This is a genomic window from Klebsiella sp. 10-1 (assembly GCF_009758445.1).
GTDB classification, from domain to species: domain Bacteria; phylum Pseudomonadota; class Gammaproteobacteria; order Enterobacterales; family Enterobacteriaceae; genus Klebsiella; species Klebsiella scottii.
On record NZ_WQRE01000002.1, the window covers coordinates 626,200 to 642,494 of the forward strand.

General features: G+C 61.1%; 13 protein-coding genes. 3 read left to right on the plus strand and 10 right to left on the minus strand.

The window, feature by feature from the left end; all coding sequences use genetic code 11:
- Position 1: 1 nt before the first annotated feature.
- From GO007_RS11075 to GO007_RS11085, 3 genes are all read left to right on the plus strand, one after another.
- On the plus strand, positions 2 to 1,168 hold the full coding sequence (locus GO007_RS11075) for an FAD-dependent oxidoreductase (protein ID WP_095099639.1): 1,167 nt from the start codon (positions 2 to 4) through the stop codon (positions 1,166 to 1,168).
- 214 nt (positions 1,169 to 1,382) lie between these two features.
- Positions 1,383 to 2,723 carry a uracil-xanthine permease family protein gene (locus tag GO007_RS11080; RefSeq protein WP_157349166.1) on the plus strand — a complete coding sequence of 447 codons (1,341 nt, stop codon included), beginning with the start codon at positions 1,383 to 1,385 and terminating at the stop codon, positions 2,721 to 2,723.
- On the plus strand, positions 2,723 to 3,361 hold the full coding sequence (locus tag GO007_RS11085) for a cysteine hydrolase family protein (RefSeq protein ID WP_198389043.1): 639 nt from the start codon (positions 2,723 to 2,725) through the stop codon (positions 3,359 to 3,361). Before GO007_RS11080 ends, GO007_RS11085 begins: the two co-directional genes overlap by 1 nt.
- Before the next feature lie 139 nt (positions 3,362 to 3,500).
- Here the strand turns inward: GO007_RS11085 and GO007_RS11090 are convergent, their stop codons facing one another.
- The 10 genes from GO007_RS11090 to GO007_RS11135 all read right to left on the minus strand — a co-directional run bounded on the left by GO007_RS11090 (position 3,501) and on the right by GO007_RS11135 (position 16,295).
- The gene (locus GO007_RS11090) at positions 3,501 to 4,829 is read right to left on the minus strand and encodes an HlyD family type I secretion periplasmic adaptor subunit (protein WP_095099645.1); all 1,329 of its coding nucleotides are present in this window, start codon (positions 4,827 to 4,829) and stop codon (positions 3,501 to 3,503) included.
- Positions 4,826 to 6,628, minus strand: a complete 1,803-nt coding sequence (locus GO007_RS11095; RefSeq protein ID WP_095099648.1) for a type I secretion system permease/ATPase — start codon at positions 6,626 to 6,628, stop codon at positions 4,826 to 4,828. Before GO007_RS11095 ends, GO007_RS11090 begins: the two co-directional genes overlap by 4 nt.
- A 50-nt stretch (positions 6,629 to 6,678) precedes the next feature.
- The gene (locus GO007_RS11100; RefSeq protein ID WP_095099649.1) at positions 6,679 to 7,242 is read right to left on the minus strand and encodes a heme acquisition protein HasA; all 564 of its coding nucleotides are present in this window, start codon (positions 7,240 to 7,242) and stop codon (positions 6,679 to 6,681) included.
- Between the two features lie 78 nt (positions 7,243 to 7,320).
- Entirely contained in the window at positions 7,321 to 9,990 is a 2,670-nt protein-coding gene (locus GO007_RS11105) for a TonB-dependent receptor (protein WP_095099650.1), read from the minus strand.
- Positions 9,991 to 10,125: 135 nt separating this feature from the next.
- Positions 10,126 to 11,106 (minus strand): FecR family protein, encoded by a 981-nt coding sequence (locus GO007_RS11110; protein WP_095099653.1) that lies wholly within the window; start codon positions 11,104 to 11,106, stop codon positions 10,126 to 10,128.
- A 73-nt stretch (positions 11,107 to 11,179) separates the two neighbouring features.
- Complete coding sequence (locus tag GO007_RS11115; RefSeq protein ID WP_095099656.1) at positions 11,180 to 11,677, minus strand: RNA polymerase sigma factor; 498 nt, start codon at positions 11,675 to 11,677, stop codon at positions 11,180 to 11,182.
- A 277-nt stretch (positions 11,678 to 11,954) separates the two neighbouring features.
- A complete protein-coding gene (locus GO007_RS11120; RefSeq protein ID WP_095099658.1) occupies positions 11,955 to 12,512 on the minus strand; it encodes a histidine phosphatase family protein in 558 nt (185 codons plus the stop codon).
- The gene (locus tag GO007_RS28930; protein WP_143350161.1) at positions 12,503 to 13,570 is read right to left on the minus strand and encodes an MBL fold metallo-hydrolase; all 1,068 of its coding nucleotides are present in this window, start codon (positions 13,568 to 13,570) and stop codon (positions 12,503 to 12,505) included. The genes GO007_RS11120 and GO007_RS28930 overlap by 10 nt, the downstream gene beginning before the upstream one ends.
- Positions 13,567 to 14,595, minus strand: a complete 1,029-nt coding sequence (locus GO007_RS11130) for an ABC transporter ATP-binding protein (RefSeq protein ID WP_095099663.1) — start codon at positions 14,593 to 14,595, stop codon at positions 13,567 to 13,569. The genes GO007_RS28930 and GO007_RS11130 overlap by 4 nt, the downstream gene beginning before the upstream one ends.
- Positions 14,583 to 16,295, minus strand: a complete 1,713-nt coding sequence (locus GO007_RS11135) for an ABC transporter permease (protein WP_223261778.1) — start codon at positions 16,293 to 16,295, stop codon at positions 14,583 to 14,585. The genes GO007_RS11130 and GO007_RS11135 overlap by 13 nt, the downstream gene beginning before the upstream one ends.

A 16,295-nucleotide genomic window follows, 5' to 3' on the forward strand; every position in this document is an offset into this window, starting at 1 on the left:
GATGGCAAGAATCGCAATAGTAGGCGCCGGCATGGGTGGTCTGGCCTTTGCTTCGGTCATGAGAAACGGTCAGCACCAGGTGACTATATATGAACAGGCCAGTGAACTGGCCGAGCTGGGTGCGGGTATCTCCTTATGGGCTAACGGCACGCGCTTGTTTGAAGAGATGGGCATCGCCGCGCAGATGGCGGCACGATCCTGTGAAACGGAGATGGCGTTCTTCAGAAATGAGGACGGCAGCGTGGCCGGATCTCAACCGTTGGCGCGGGAGAACTGGTATCGGAATGAGTATGGCTATCCCTATTACGGGGCATTCCGCCCCCATCTTCAGTCGGCGTTGCTCGATGTGATTGGCAAACAGACCATTCGGCTGAACAAACAGCTGGTACGGCTGGAAGAGGCAGACGATGAAATCATATTACATTGGGCGGATGGCTCAAGGGACAGCGCCGATTTAGTGGTGGGCGCAGACGGCATTAAGTCGGTCGTACGGCAGTATGTCAGCCCCGACGCGTCACCGGTGTTTACCGGCAACAGCGCGTTTCGCGGGCTGGCGAAAACAGCCGATCTCGATCTGCTGCCGGAGCCGCGCTCCTTTACCGACTGGATGGGTAACGGCATGCACGTACTGAATTTTCCTGTTGGCAAAAATTTCGAATACCAGACCATTGTGGTGTTTATGGATGGGCCGGAAAAATGGCAGGACGAATCGTGGCGTGTCCCGGCAGATGCGAAGAGTGTTCGCAGCCATTTTACCGGCTGGCACCCTGCCGTCGGCCAGCTGCTGGAACACGTTAATCTGGCAGAGCGCTGGGGCATGTTTCAGGTTAGCCAGATGTTCTCCTGGTATCGCGGGCGGGCAGTGCTGATTGGCGATGCGGCTCACGGAATGATGCCGCACCACGGACAGGGCGCGATCTCCTCTTTTGAGGATGCGGTAGCCCTGGCGCATATCCTCAATGATAGCGCCACGACATCGATTGCTGGCGGGCTTGAACGCTATGAGCAAGAGCGCAAAGGGCGTGGCGAGAAAATTCAGCAATCCTCCAGGCGGCTTAATGATTGCCTTCACCTTCCGGCCGGACAGGATCGCACCAGGCGTAATGCGGTACTCAATAGCCTGCAACAGCATTTCTCCTGGCTGCACAGCTATAAAATTGGCGTTTAACCGCTGAGCTGGGCAGGCATCGGCCTGCTCAGAATCGCCTTTTTTGGCACGATGGCGGTGCGAAGCGACGCCATTCCCGAGCGTCCTGGCAGGCTGACTTTAAAATAATCCATTGCATATCATTATCTTGACGGAAGCTTATTCGCAAGAGGCACGGTTATTGCCTGATTAAGCCATGGGCCAATAAACATCGCATTCTTTTACAGGTATCAGCATGCTCAACACATCGGTAGTACTGTCGGTAGGAATCGAAGACAAGGTGTCGCCCACCCGCACGTTGATGTTTGCTCTACAGCACCTGCTGGCGTTGACCGGGATATGGGTCTTCCCGGTCATCATTGGCGCCTCGCTGAATCTCAGCAACCAGCAGACCGGCACCATCGTACAGGCCTGCTTTTTTACGACCGGTATCGTCACCATTTTGCAATCGGGCCGTTTTCTGCGCCTTCCGGTCGTGCAGGGCCCGACGGCCGCCTTTATGATCGCCGTGTTGGGATCGGCGCATAGCGTTGGGCTGGGCACCGCTTTTGGATCGATGTTTGTGGCGGCTTTAATCTTCGCAGTACTCTCCATGCCGCTGAAGCGGCTAGGGATCACCGGCCTGCTGATTCGCTATATATCTCCTCCTATCGTTTTTGGCTCCCTTCTGGTGATTATTGGCGCGCAGCTCGCCAGCATCGGTCCTGCTGGCTGGTTCAGCACCGCCAGCGGCGGAACTCTGGGCACCAGCGTTATCGCCGCTCTGGCGACGGTTCTCGCGATTATTGGCTGCATGGTGTTTGGCCGCCATGATCTGATAAAACGCGGTGCGCTGCTGTGGGGGATCGTCGTTGGCGTGGTGGTGTTTAAGCTGCTGACGACGTGGCATCTACCCGATCTCGCCAACGCGCCGCTTGTCGCGTTACCGCACTTCTTCGCTTTCGGATTCGGCGTATCGCTGCCGGTGGTTTTGCTAATGATGCTGGCTTTTCTGCAGGCCTCAGCGGAAGCGATGGGCATGTATTCACTGCTGGCCGACTGGGGCGGTCAAACGCTGACGACCCAGCGAATTAATCGCGGGCTGTTTACCGAGTTTATCGGCTGCGCCATTGGCGCGGCGGCAGGCGGTTTGGGCACGACGTCGTACCCGGAAAATGTTGGCATTATCCGCGTCTCGGGCGTTGCCAGCCGTTTTGTCACATTGGCTGCCGGGGTTCTCTCGCTGCTTATCGGGTTACTGCCGCCGGTTGGCTTATTGCTGGCGTCGCTTCCTCAACCCGTACTTTCTGCCGCCTCCTCCATTCTGTTTGGCATCATAACCCTGAGCGGGATCCAGATAATGGCGCGAATTCACTGGGATGAACTGAACCTCGCAGTGGCAGCACCAGCCTTCATTCTCTCCATGGGGAGTATGTATCTACCGCCAGAGGTGCTGAATCTGCTTCCCGACGCCCTAAAGGGCATTGTGGCGCAGCCGATGATTGTTGGCATCATCCTGCTGATTTTCCTCAACCTCATTATCAATGTATTTGTGCGCGGCTTACGCAAGCCCGCGCTTGAAGAGGAGACGCTTTAATGATGGGAAAAGTGACGTGGGCTATTGATCCTGCTCGTACCGCGCTGATTGTGGTGGATATGCAAAAGGTGTTTTGCGTCGAAGGCGAAGGGCTATATGTTCCTGAGACCGCGAATATTATCGAAAACATTCAGGCCCTCAGCAGCCTGATGCGGCAGCGCAAAATGCCGGTGATCTATCTGCGCCATGTGGTACGGGGAGACGGCGAAGACACCGGGCGGATGCTTGATTTCTACCCTAACGTTAATGAACTATTGGGACGCGGTAATCCGGCGGTTGAAATCATTGATGCGCTCGCCCCCAGGCCAGGCGACATTGTGGTTGATAAGCTTTTTTACAGCGGTTTTCACAACACTGACCTGGATGCGATTTTACGAATGAAGGATATCGACACCCTGATTGTCTGCGGCACGGTGACCAACGTCTGCTGTGAAACCACCATTCGCGATGGCGTGCATCGGGAATACAAAATGATAGCCCTGAGCGATGCAAATGCTGCAATGCCCTATCCTGATATGGGGTTTGGTGAAGTGAGCGCAGCAGAGGTTCAGCGTATCTCCCTGAGCGCTATGGCCTATGAATTTGCCGAGGTTACCGACACTCCCGATATCATGGCGCGTATTCAACTAGTTGGCTAAGCCCTTTCGCCTGTAGCCCCCTGCCGGGCAGGGGGATGCGTAAAGCTTCAGCTAGAGCCGACGATGCAGTCCACTTGTGCATCGCAAGTCCCCTCTTCCGCTTTCCCAACGTCGGGCCGTTTACGCCGACGGGCGCCCGTCAGGATTCGGTCAGCGCCAGATGCAGGCGGTCGGTCAGCGGCTTCAGCAGATAGTTCATCAGCGAACGCTCGCCGGTGCGGATAAACCCTTCAACCGGCATGCCGGGTCGAATCGTTAATCCCTGCAGCTTGTCCATCCCCTCCTGCGTGACCTTAACACGGAGCGCGTAATAGGGCTTCCCGGTTTGTTCATCGACCAGGCGGTCCGCGCCGACCATCGTGACCTCCCCCGCCACGCGCGGCGTGGTGCTTTGATCGAAGGCTGAAAATAGCAGCTCCACCGGCAGGGCCTGATGCACCTTATCGATCAGCTCGACCGGCACGCGGGCTTCGACCTCCATCGGCGAATCCTCCGGCACGATCTCCATCAGCTGCTGCCCGGCCTGAATAACGCCGCCCTCGGTAAATACCGCCATGCCGACCACCGTTCCCGCCACCGGTGCCTTAATCTGCGTATCCTGCAGATCGGCCTGCGCTTTCTCCAGCTGGTTTTTCAGAGCGGCGATCTGCACCTGGCCGTCCGCCAGCTGGGTATTCACCTCTTTACTGTACTCATCCCGACGCTGCTGCGCCTGCAGCCGCAGCTCGATCGCCTGCCGCTGCAGCCGCCCGATGCTGCCGTGGGTTTGTGAAATCTCCCCCTCCACGCTGGCAAGCTCCCCCTCCATCGACAGCAGCTGATTACGCGCCACGTAGCCCTTCGCGGCCAGCCCCCGGATGCCGGATAGCTGCTCGTTGAGCAGACGCTTTTGCTGCTGCTTGCTGCTCAGTAAAGACTGCATGCCGCTGAGCAGCGCCTGGGTACCGGCCACGCCTTCATCAATGGCCGCCAGCTCGCTGCGCAGGGCGGCGCGACGGTTGATTAACAGCTGACGCTGCAGCGCCAGCTGCTCCACCACCTCCGGTTCATCCCTGACCGCCGCCAGCTCGGGCAGCATCACGATTTCGCTCTCACCCGTTCGTTCCGCCGCCCAGCGCGCCATTTGCAGCTGCAGGCTGCGCAGCTGGCTTTGCAGCGCGTCGCGTCGGGTTTGCGTAGTCACGGTATTCATCACCACCAGCACCTGGCCTGCCTGCACCTTCTCGCCATCGTGGACGCGCAGCTGCGCAATCACCCCGCCGCCGGGATGCTGTACCGCTTTACGGTTTCCCGTCACCACCACGCTGCCGGAAACCGGCACGCCGCGGTCGAGCGGCGCGAAGCTGGCCCAGCAGAGAAACCCGCCGAATCCGACGATGACCAGCCATAATCCCCAGCGTAAATAGGCGCGTTCGCTGAACGACCCTTCATACCAGGCCAGCTGTTCGGGCTGCGTCAGCGCTCTCATAATTTACCCTCAGCGCGTACCCGCGGCTGCACCGCGGTATAGCCCACGTTAAAACCGCCGTGCCGGCCCGCGCCGATCGGCGTCACCGCGCCGGAGGTCGGCGCGCCGGCCATGCCCGGCAGCTTTTTCAACACCTCGGCGCTCGGGCCTTCGTGCTGCATTCTGCCGGCGGCCAGCACCAGCAGACGATCGGTAATCGCCAGAATAGCCGGTTTGTGCGTCACCAGAACCACGCTTTTCCCTTTCTCTTTCAGGGTCAGAATCGCCTGCTGCAGCGCCGCTTCGCCCTCTTTATCAAGGTTGGCGTTCGGCTCGTCCAGCACCACCAGGGCCGGTAAACCATAGAGCGCGCGGGCGAGCGCCACCCGCTGACGCTGACCGCCCGACAGACCGCTGCCGCCTTCGCCCAGCACCGTGTCATAGCCCTGCGGCAGGCGTAAAATCAGCGCGTGGATACCGGCCATCTGCGCGGCCAGCACCACGCTATCGGCATCCACCTCGCCAAAACGGGCGATGTTTTCCGCCAGCGTTCCGGCAAACAGCTGGATATCCTGCGGCAGATAGCCGATATGCGGACCCAGCGCCGTTTTATCCCACTGATGGATTTCAGCATCGTCCAACCGCACGCTGCCGGATAGCGGTTTCTGCACGCCGACCAGCTGCTTCATCAGCTGCGTTTTACCCGAACCGGATGCGCCAATCACCCCCAGAACGGTGCCGGCAGCCAGCGAAAACTGCAGCTGCATCAATATCGGCTGACGGCCTCCCGGCGCCGTAATCGTCAGCTGCTCAACGCGTAAATGTCCCTGCGGCGCGGGCAGCGGTAAACGCTCGGGCTGCGGCGGATTCGCGGCCAGCAGCACCTGCAGCCGCTGCCAGGCTTCGCGGGCCGCCAGCCACTGCTTCCAGCTGCCGATCAGCTGATCGATAGGCCCCAGCACGCGGCCAATCAGGATCGAGCCGGCGATCATCATGCCGGAGGTAATATCGCCGTTGACCGCCAGCAGCGCGCCGCAGCCGAGCATCAGCGACTGCAGAGCCAGCCGCAGCGTACGCGTCAGGGAGGTGATCAGCGCCATTCTCTCGCTACCGCGGCTTTGCAAATGTAAAAACTCTGCGTGCTGGCAGCGCCAGCGCTGACGCAGGGTTTGCAGCATCCCCATCGCTTCTATCGCTTCGGCCTGCCGCAGCTGGCCGTTGGCCCGCTGGCTGGCATGGAGCGCTACCTTTCCCGCCCGCTCCAGCAGCGGCTGGCTTAAGCGCAGATTGAGCCAGGCCAGCGCCAACAGCAGCGCCGCGCCGAGGGTCGCCAGAACGCCAAGCCACGGATGCAGCAGATAAACCACCAGCAGATAGAGGGGAAACCAGGGGGCGTCAAAAAAGGCGAACAGCGCGCTGCCGGTCGCGAACTGCCGTAAACTGGTGAGATCGTTTAACGCCTGGCCTGCCAGAACATTACCCGTTTTCAGGTTGGTGCCGAACGCGGCGTCAAAAACCCGCGCGTTGAGACGCATATCCAGCTGCGCGCCGAGGCGGATGACCAGCCCGCTGCGCACCCATTCCATCAGGCCAAGAAACAGCAGCAGCCCGACGATCATCAAGGTCAGCATCGTCAGCGTCATAAGGTTGCCGGACGGCAGAACGCGATCGTAGACCTGCAGCATATACAGCGCCGGGGAAAGCATCAGAATATTGATCGCCGCGGTGAACAGCGCCACGCACCAGAAGCCGCGCCGGCAGGTCGCTAACGCCGCCAGGATCTCCTGCCGTCCCGCCTGAGGCACCTGAGTTTCGCTCATTCTTTCTCCTGCCTGAACCGTTTCCCCGCCGCAGCGGGGAAACGGTAGGGTTATGCCGCCAGCAGGTCCGTATGGTCTGCGGTTGCCGATGAGCCCACGACCGCCGCGATCTGATCGAAGGTCGAATCGATGCTCAGGTTGTACTGGTCGAGGATGCCGTTCAGCGCGGTTTCCAGCGCGCTGGTATCGCCGGACATCAGGCCATAAACCACCTCATGCACGATGCCGTCATGACCTTCGGACTGCGCGCTGCTCAGGCCCAGTCCGCTGAAGCTAACGTCCAGCGCCTGGATGTTGTACGGCGAAGAGCTGCCGCCCTGCAGGCCGTCGCCGAACGACAGGCCGTCAAGGGAGCCGTACAGCGTGTGCGCCGGGTCGGCAAACAGGGTATAGGTTAAGTTTCCTTCCGCCACGAATGAGGTGATGTTATTCGCGGTACTGGTGATAGCGTACTGGCTTCCGGACAGCGAACCGCCGTAGAAGCCGCCGGAGTTGCTATCGTCCACGTTACCGTTGGTATGGTTAACGTCACCAAATGTGGCTGACCATTCAGCCAGATAATCATGAATGCTATAGCTGCCTACAGAGCTGTCGTAATCCACTGAAAATGCCATATTGGTCTCCTGATATTACAGATATCGCGGCCTTTTTACGTGCAGAGCACGCCCGAACTGCGCCGCGTCATACGGGGGTTAAAAGCGGTATTCGATGCCACCCTGCACGGTGCGGCCGCGGCCTAAGGTATTGCCCAGGGTTTCGCCGTAGCTGACCACGTAGGCGCGGTTGGAGACGTTCTCCACGGAGCCGCGCAGCGTCAGGTTGTCAGTCACGCGGTAGCTGGCGTAAAGGTCAAACAGGGTGTAGCGCGGCCAGTCGGCCAGATAGGGATAGTTGGTCGGCACGCTGTGATCCTGATAGCCCGGCGCAAAACGCACCGTGACGCCGGCGTCGAGCTTGCGGTCAAAGGCGCGTCCGCCGAGGGTAAACGAGCCGCGATCGCCGGGGAGGAACGCGGCGGAGCTGAACTGGCTGCCGCCGTCGCAGGTCACGAAGTTGTTCGCCTCATCATTATCTTCCCAGTACCAGTTATTGGCGCTGCCGGCGCCCTGCTGCTTCCCGCCCAGCCACGCTTTCCGCGAGCAAAACTCGTTTTTACCGATCATGTGCGTGTAGGTGAAATCGGTATAAACAAAGCCCGCATCGTAATTCAGCTGATACTCGATCCCACGGAAACGGGTGCTGTTGAGGTTATTGACGTACGCGGTGTTGCCCAGCCCCGGCTGCGTGATGCCCGGCTTTTCGCGGTTAATCGCCATGCTGATATAGTTCGACACCTTGGTATCGAAGTAGGCCACTTTGACCGCCAGGCGATCCTCCTCCTGCAGCAGACCGCCTTTCAGCAGGTTCACCCCCACTTCCCAGGCGCGGGAGCGTTCCGCCTGCAGGAACGGGTTGGGGTACTGCGTGGAGTCGCCGTGGGCGCTGCCGCTGGTCAGGGTTTCAGTGATGGCCGGCGGACGCCAGGAGCGGCCGTAGGTGGTATACAGCTCCAGCCAGTCGACGCCCGGCTTCACCGCCAGCGCCAGCGTCGGCGAGACGCGGGACTCTTCGCGATCCACCAGCCATTCATGGTAAGAGCTGGAAATGAGGCAGCCGCTCAGACGACGCGAGGTGCAGGGGTTATCAATGGTGTAAGTCGCTTCGGGGTAGTTCATGCCGGTGGTGCCGCGCAGACGATAGCGGTCATAGCGCAGCCCGCCTTCGACGGTGAGCCAGTCGTCGTACTCGTAGGTCAGCGTGGAGAACAGGCTGAATATCGACCGATTTCCGCCGGGCGTCACGCCCTCCATATCCTCAGACGTTGAGCGGCTGGTGGCTTTGTCATAGTAAAACTCGGCGCCGTAGTTAGCCTTCAGCGTATGCTCCGCGGCCAGCGAGAAGTGCGAGGTGTTTTGCAGCTGGGCGCCGTAGGTGCGCAGGCGGGTTTGCGTCCAGTAATCGTCCGTCGTCCCGCTGCCGTAAGTATCGCTGTTCGAGTCGGTATCGACGTAGTAGAGCTTGGCGTGCAGATCGAGCCAGTCGCGATCGTAGGGCGCGAGGCTGTAGTCGAGGGCGACGTTGCGCGCCATCACCACGTCGTAGCCGCTCTGCTTCCAGCCCAGCGTCCGGTCATCGCCTTCGCCGACGGCGGTCAGGGTGCTGGCCGTCGGCGAGCTCACCTGGGTTTGCAGATAGCTCAGCTGCAGACGCTGGTTAGCGGGCAGATTCCAGCCCACCTTCGCCATACGCGACAGCATCTTGTAGCGGCTATCGGTAATCTGATTGTTTTTTAAGGCGCTGGCATAGCGATCGTAGTTGCCGGTGTCGTTGTTGACGCGAATGTCGCCGATATCGCCTTTATTACCCGGCCAGTAATCGCTCAGGTGGCGCTCGCTGGCGGCCAGCAGAATATCCCCCGTCTCATTGCCCCACGCCAGCGCGCCGCTGCCGATAAAGCGGGTGCCGTTATCGCCGGTGCTGGCGTGCAGCTTGCCGCCCAGCTCTTTGCCGTCATAGATAAAATCGCTGGCATTCAGGGTGTTAAAGGTGGCGATGCCGCCCAGCGTGCCGGCGCTGCCCATGCCGCCGGTGGTGCCTTTTTCGACGGTGACCCCGCTCAGCAGCTCCGGATCGATATACATGGTGCCATTACGCTGACCGTGGCCGCTTTTCTGGAAATTCTGCCGCATCCCGTCGATGTTCATGTTGACCCGGCCATAGTCCTGCATCCCGCGAATATTCACCGACAGGGCCGGATCCTGCTGGCTCACGCTGGAGTAAACGCCGGCGGTCTGTTCGAGGATATCCGCCGCGTGCCGAGCCGGCCGGTCGTCCATCTTCTTGCGGTCGATCACGCTGACGGAGCGAGGCTGTTCGTAGACCCAGTCATCCGCGGAATAATTTAAGGTGGCGGTAACGGTCAAGGTATCGTCATTCACCGGCCCGCCGATGCGGGTTTCATCGGCGCGCTTCGTGCGGAGAATAATCTGCCCGTCGGCGGTAAATTCCGGCGCCACGGCGTTGTTGCCAATCAGCTGACGTAGCGCGGCGGCGATCGGCATCGTGCCGTTAAGCGACTGCGACTTCATCCCCTGCACCGTGCGGTCTTCAAAAAAGATCTGCACGCCGGACTGCTCGCCAAATCGTAGCAGCGCGCTTTGCAGGGATTGCGGGGGAATAGTGAAGGTTTTGCTCTGTTTTACCGCTTCCGTTGCCGCCGACGCGGCCTGGCTTAGCGCAGGCGCGGTCAGCGCTAACGTCAGCGATATGGCAAAAGCAAGGCGACGACGGCTTTTGCAAAATTGGGGCTGTAATGGGTGCATGTGTGTACTCGATTATCGTTGATAATGGTAATCAATCTCATTCAACAATAAAGACGAACGACGTACACAAACCCGTAAAAATTTTTTAGAAAAAGTAAAAATATAAAAATGGGGCCACAAAAATGCCCGCAGGACCTAGTACAGGAGCGTCATTCCCGGCAGCGTCACCTGCTTCGCCCCCAGCGTCTGGCGCAGGGTTTCAACGGCGCGTTCAGGCTGCTTGAGCGCGAAAGCGCCGCTGACGGTCCGCTTTCTCAACGTCGGGTTGACGACGATAACCGTTTGGTTCTGGTAGCGATTTATCTGCGCCACCGCCTCGCTTACCGGCTGCTTGTCGATAATCAGCCAGCCGCGCCGCCAGGCGAACTGCGCCGGCGAAACCGGCCGCCGCGTCAGGCTATTATCGGCATAGCGCGCGCCCTGCCGTTCAGCCAGCACCAGCGATTGCCCTTTATAGCTGACCCGCACGCTGTGCTCATGCACCGCCACGTCCGCTCCGCTGCCGTCAATATCGACGCTGAACTGCGTCCCTAATGCCTGCGTAATGCCGCCGTTCGCCTCTACGCGAAAGGGGCGCATCTCGCTGGCGCCGACCGGGGCCACGGTAAACCAGGCGTGTCCGGAGAGGAGCGTAACGCGCCGCTCCTTTGCATTGAAATGCAGCTCGATGGCGCTGCGGCTATCGAGATCGACCCGGCTGCCGTCCGGCAGCGTCACCTGGCGAATTTCGCCGGCGGCGGTGTAATAATCGGCCTGCCAGCGCAGCCAGGCGTCGGGAAGCATCAACAGTACCGGCAGGGACGCCAGCACGACGACGGCGGCCGTCGCCCAGTGGCGCCAGCGGGGACGAGCGCTCGCCGCCGGCGGAACGGGCAAAGGCAAAGGAACCACCGTGGGAGATAGCGTATCCGCTCCGCAGGCGGCCGGGGCCGATCGCGGCAATGTTCCGAGCATAAGCCACAGCTGCTGCGCCTGAATCAGCGCGTCGGCATGCTGCGGATCTGCATCCCGCCACGCGACCATCGCCCGCTCCTCATCATCCGTCAGCGACCGCTCGGCCATTTTCACAGCCCATAGCGCGGCCTGCTGACGTATTGCCTCACTCAACTGACTCATTTCACTGCTTCCTGACTATCCGGGTTAATCATTAAGACGTTTGAACCAGGTAAAACCCGTAAAAAAAATGCCATTATTTCTGTATTCCGCACATCAGGGTTGCCAGCGCCTGCGCCAGATGTTTTTCTACGGTGCTAAGCGATACGCCCAGCCGCGTCGCAATTTCCGCCTGCGGCAGCCCCTCAAGCCGGCTAAGACGAAAAATAGCCTGCGTCCGTTCCGGAAGATTCATCAGCTGGCCGATAATCCTCTCAACCTGCTGCTGGTCAATCGCGCGCTGTTCAGCGCCCGGATCGTCGCTGGGAAAGTGGGCCATCTCATCATCGCTGAACGCCATGGTTTGCCGCCGCTGCTGCTGACGGTAATGATCGAACAGCAGATTCCTCGCCGTACGGAACAGATAGGATTCACTGTCCTGAATTTTTCCCTGTGGATAATGTTCGGAGAGGCGGGCAAAACTCTCCTGCATCAAATCGTCAGCCAGCTGCGCATCGTGCAGTTGGCTTTTCAGATACGCCAACAGCGGCTGGGCATGACGCTCAAACAGCACCTGCAGCTCAATATTGGACATTAACTTTTCCCTGAAGAGCCTGCATCAAAGCCACTATAAATCACATAAATGATTCTCATTTTCAATAAGCTTTTTAGCCGCATCTGCGTCGGAAGAGTTCGGAGGGAAGCTGGCGCCGGCAACCGGCCGGCGCCAGCTTTATCAATCATGGCCTATTTTCGAGGTCAGGCGGGCGGGTAAAGCGGTGAATCGAGGCTGCGCGCGGCGTTAACGGGAGCGGCGGTTCCGGACCGAGTTTATTGGCGATCCCGCCAGCATCATCCCCGCTCTCGCGAGCTTAGCGCTCGTCGGCTTCCTCCAGCGGAACGATGCGCCACTCATTCGGCTGCTGTCCGGGTGAAATCCACATCGGCACCACGTTACCAAGCCGGATGCCGTAGGGCGTACCGAGCGCATGGCGGCGCAGCACCCGAAACACGCCGGAATGGGCGATAATCAACGGGCGCTCGTACTGCGTCAGGATCGTATTTAGCGCGCCGGTCACCCGGTGGCAAAACGCTTCCCAGCTTTCCCCGCCCGGCGGCGTCTCTTCATACGGCGGCTGTTCGCTCCACGGACGCCGTTCTAACTCCCCCCAGTCCCGCTCGCGCAGATCGTCGAACACCGTATAGGGCACGTCGGGGAGCGCCAGCTCGGCCGTTTGTCGCGCGCGCAGCAGCGGGCTGACGGCGATGCCGTTCCAGCGATAGCGCCCCAGCAGCGGACGAACCTCCTGCGCCTGCAGCTCGCCCTCTTCGGTGAGCGGTACGTCCGTGCTTCCGCCGATTAATTTATCCCGGTTAAGGGCCGTTTCGCCGTGGCGAACGAAGACAAAAGGCTTACAGATTATTGGCATAGTTCCATCTCGATCATCGGATGAGTCATAATTTGGCAGCTCAACGCCTGCTGCCACAGAAGCGGGTTGTCAATGGCGGTAAACAGCGGCGCGAAATAGCGGCAGGAGAGCTGAGAGATCAGCGTTTGCAGACAGCTGACGGTGGGGTGCACATTCCAGCGGCAAAAATCGACGTCGCCTGCCAGCCACTGCTGGTGAGCGAGCTGATTCAGGTGGCCGGTAAACAGGGTTCGATGCTGAAAATCCTCCCGTGCCCGCAGCGCGCCCGCCATGCCGCTCATGCCGTCGGGGTCGGCGGCCAATACCAGCGGCGCGTGGGGCGAAAAGACCGGAAGCACCGCGGCCAGCGCCCGCAGCTCTGCGGCGACGCCATGCTGCAGGCTGCCATCGTCATGCTCCGCCATCTGCGCCAGCATGCTCAGGCAGGCGGCGTCCATGGCAACGTCCGGCCGCCGCTCGCGGGCCATAAACAGCGCCAGCTCGGCGGCGCGTCCGGAAGGCGGCACCGGGCATAGGGTCGGCTGCAGCAGATGCGCGCGCAGCTTTTCCCGCTGCCGGCTTTGCGGCACATCGTATAAACCGTAGGAGGCATCCACCAGCGCCAGGCGCGCGGGAGGCGGAACATCAAAGCGGAACAGCAGGGATTCCATACTGATATCACCGCTGTAAAACAGGCCGCCCGCCACGTTCAGATGGAACCACATCCCGCCCCAGGCGTGGCCGCAGCTGCCGGTGGTCACGGTTATCTCGCCGAGGGAAAACTGACCGCGCACCGCTACCGGGCGGACGTTGCGCCCCGCAGGCAGCGCCTGGCCGGTGACGGCGCTGCAGTAGATAGGAATTTCCGCCGGCAGACGGCTCAGCCCGGCAATATGATCCACATGATCGTGGCTTAGCAGAATCGCGTCGATATCCGCCGGGACCGGCCACGGCGCCTCATCCGGCTCCAGCGCGCCGCCGGCATCCAGCAGGATGCGCTGGCGCGGCGTGCTCAGCAAAATAGCCGCCGGAGCCTTGCGGTTTAAGCCGCTAATGATTTCGATCTTCACGCCCTTCACGCCGCCTCCAGACGCCAGCCCTGGGTCAGCCGTACGCGGACGCTCTGCTGCGCCTGCAGCGGCGAGTGGTGGAAGGCGCTCAGCGACTGCCCGTCAGCGAGGCGCAAATCCACCAGATAACGCTCTCCCTGATAGATACAGTTTTCCACCTCCGCGCTCAGCCCGCTCTCCGCGAGCTGCACGTGTTCCGGGCGCACCAGCACCGGCTGCGCCGCCGCATGCTGGCCCGCGGAAAATCCCTCATGCAGCAGAGCGCAGTCCAGCTGGCGCTGCTGGCCGGGTATCGCCAGAGACAGCACCTGCCCCTTACCGATAAAGCGCGCCACCCAGGCGTTTTGCGGCTGCTGATAGAGCTCCTGCGGCGCGCCCCACTGCATTAACGCGCCCTGATGCATCACCGCGATGTGGCTGGCCAGCGCCATCGCTTCCGCCTGGTCGTGCGTCACGTAGACAAAGGTGGCGCCGGTACGGCGGTGAAATTCCCGGAACGTCTGCTCCATCGTCGCGCGCAGGTGCCGATCGAGGTTCGCCAGCGGTTCATCCAGCAGCACCACCTGCGGCTCGGAGACCAGACAGCGCGCCAGCGCCACCCGCTGACGCTGGCCGCCGCTCAGCTCCTGCGGCGAACGCCCGGCATAGGCCCCGAGCTCGACCACCTCCAGCGCCTCCATCACCCGCTTCTGCCGGGCGGCGCCGTTAACTTTACGCAGCCTGAGCGGATAGCCGACGTTCTCCGCCACGGTCATGTGCGGCCACAGGGCGTAGGACTGAAACACCATCCCCATATCGCGCTGCTCCGGCGGCAAATGGACGGCAGTATCCGCCAGCAGGCGATCGCCCAGCAGCAGGCGTCCATCGCTAAGCTGCTCAAGGCCGGCAAGAATGCGCAGCGTGGTGGTTTTACCGCAGCCGCTCGGCCCCAGCAGCGCGGTGAAGGCGCCCTGCGGGATGGTCAGATTGAGATCCCGTACCACGGTCTGGTTGCCAAATACTTTACTGAGCCGCTCCAGCCTCAGTTCTGCCATGGAATCACTCCTTTGGGTAAATATCTGCCGAGCGCGCTGAGCAGCAGCATCACCACCGCCACCAGCGCCACCACCAGTACCGAAACCGCCGACGCCAGCACCTTATCTCCGCTCTCATCAAGATTGAAAATCATCACCCCCAGCGTCTCTTTCCCGGCGCTCCACAGCAGCGCCGATACCGTCAGCTCGTTGACGGCGGAGAGGAACACCAGCAGCGCGCCGGCAAACGCCGCCGGCGCCATCAGCGGCAGTACGATGTGGCGCAGGCGCTGCGAAACGTTCGCTCCGGCGAGGCTGGCGGCCTCCTCCATCGCCGGGTCCAGCTGCAGCATGCTGTTGTGTACCGGCTTCAGGCAGATGGTGAGAAAACGGGCAAGATAGGCGAAAAAGATAATCGTCAGCGTCCCGATGAGGCTGATATTCAGCAGCGGCAGCGGGCGGGCAAACAGCAGAATGCAGGCAATTGCCAGCACCACGCCGGGCAGGGTGTAGGGAATATCGATAAGGTTGTGCAGCCAGCGCAGCGGCCGGGAAGGATGGCGCACCAGCAGCCACGCCAGCGGCAGGCTGAGCAGCATCAGCACCGCCGCGGCGCTAATCGAGAGCAGCATGCTATTGCTCAGCGCCCGCCAGGTGGCGCTCTGCGCATCAACGACTCCGCGCCAGGCGGCAAAGGTCAGCGTCTCGCCGTTGAGCGGCACGCCGAGCGTCGGCACCAGCGAGGTGGCGATCAGCGCCAGCAGCGGCGCGACCAGAATAGCGAACAGCACGACGCCCAGCAGCGCCTCCGTCGCCAGCCGCCACTTACCCAGCGAGAACCCCAGCGCGCGCCCCGCCATCCCAATCAGCGGCAGCGCGTAGCGGCGCTGCATATGGCCCTGGACGATAACAATCCCGATCGCCAGCACGCCCATCAGCACCGACAGCGCCGCCACCTCATTAAGCATCGACGGGCCGAAGCTGGAGAGCGTCTGGTAGATATAGACCGGCAGCACAAACAAAGAGATCGGGATCCCCAGCATAGCCGGAATACCGAAGTTGCCGAGCGCGGAAACAAAAGCAATCGCCGCCCCGCCCCATAACGCCGTGCGGCACAGCGGCAGCACGATATCGAAAAAGACCCGCCACAGCGAGGCGCCGTTGAGCCTGGCCGCTTCGATATGCTCCTTCGGCAGGCACTGCAGCTGCGTGCGCAGGGCCAGAAACACCAGCGGCGCATGCTGAATGCCGAGCAGCAGGGCGATGCCCTCGGCGGAGTAGAGCGGATTGGCGCTGCCAAATCCCGGCGCCAGGCCGATGCTGTTGAGCAGAATGCTGCTCGGCCCGAAGAGCTGCAGCCAGCTCAGGGCGGTGACCTGCGGCGGGATCATCATCGGCAGCATAAACAGGAACACCCACACCGGCTTAAAGCGGATATTGGTCAACGCCAGGCAAAAGGCGAACAGGCTGCCAAGCAGCAGCGAGATCAGCGTTCCCAGCCCGCTGGTATACAGGCTGTTATACAGCGCGGTCCAGGTGGCGGGATTGCTCAGCACGCGCCACAGGCTGCTGTCGCTGCCCTGCCGCCAGTCGATCAGCGCCGCGATAAGCAGGCGCAGGCTGGGCAGCAGGCTGACCAGCGCCACGAGGCATAATAATAGCCACAGCAGCCCCTTCAGCGAGCTGCCGCCGGCGTTTTGCCGCAGAGTCATATCGCTCAT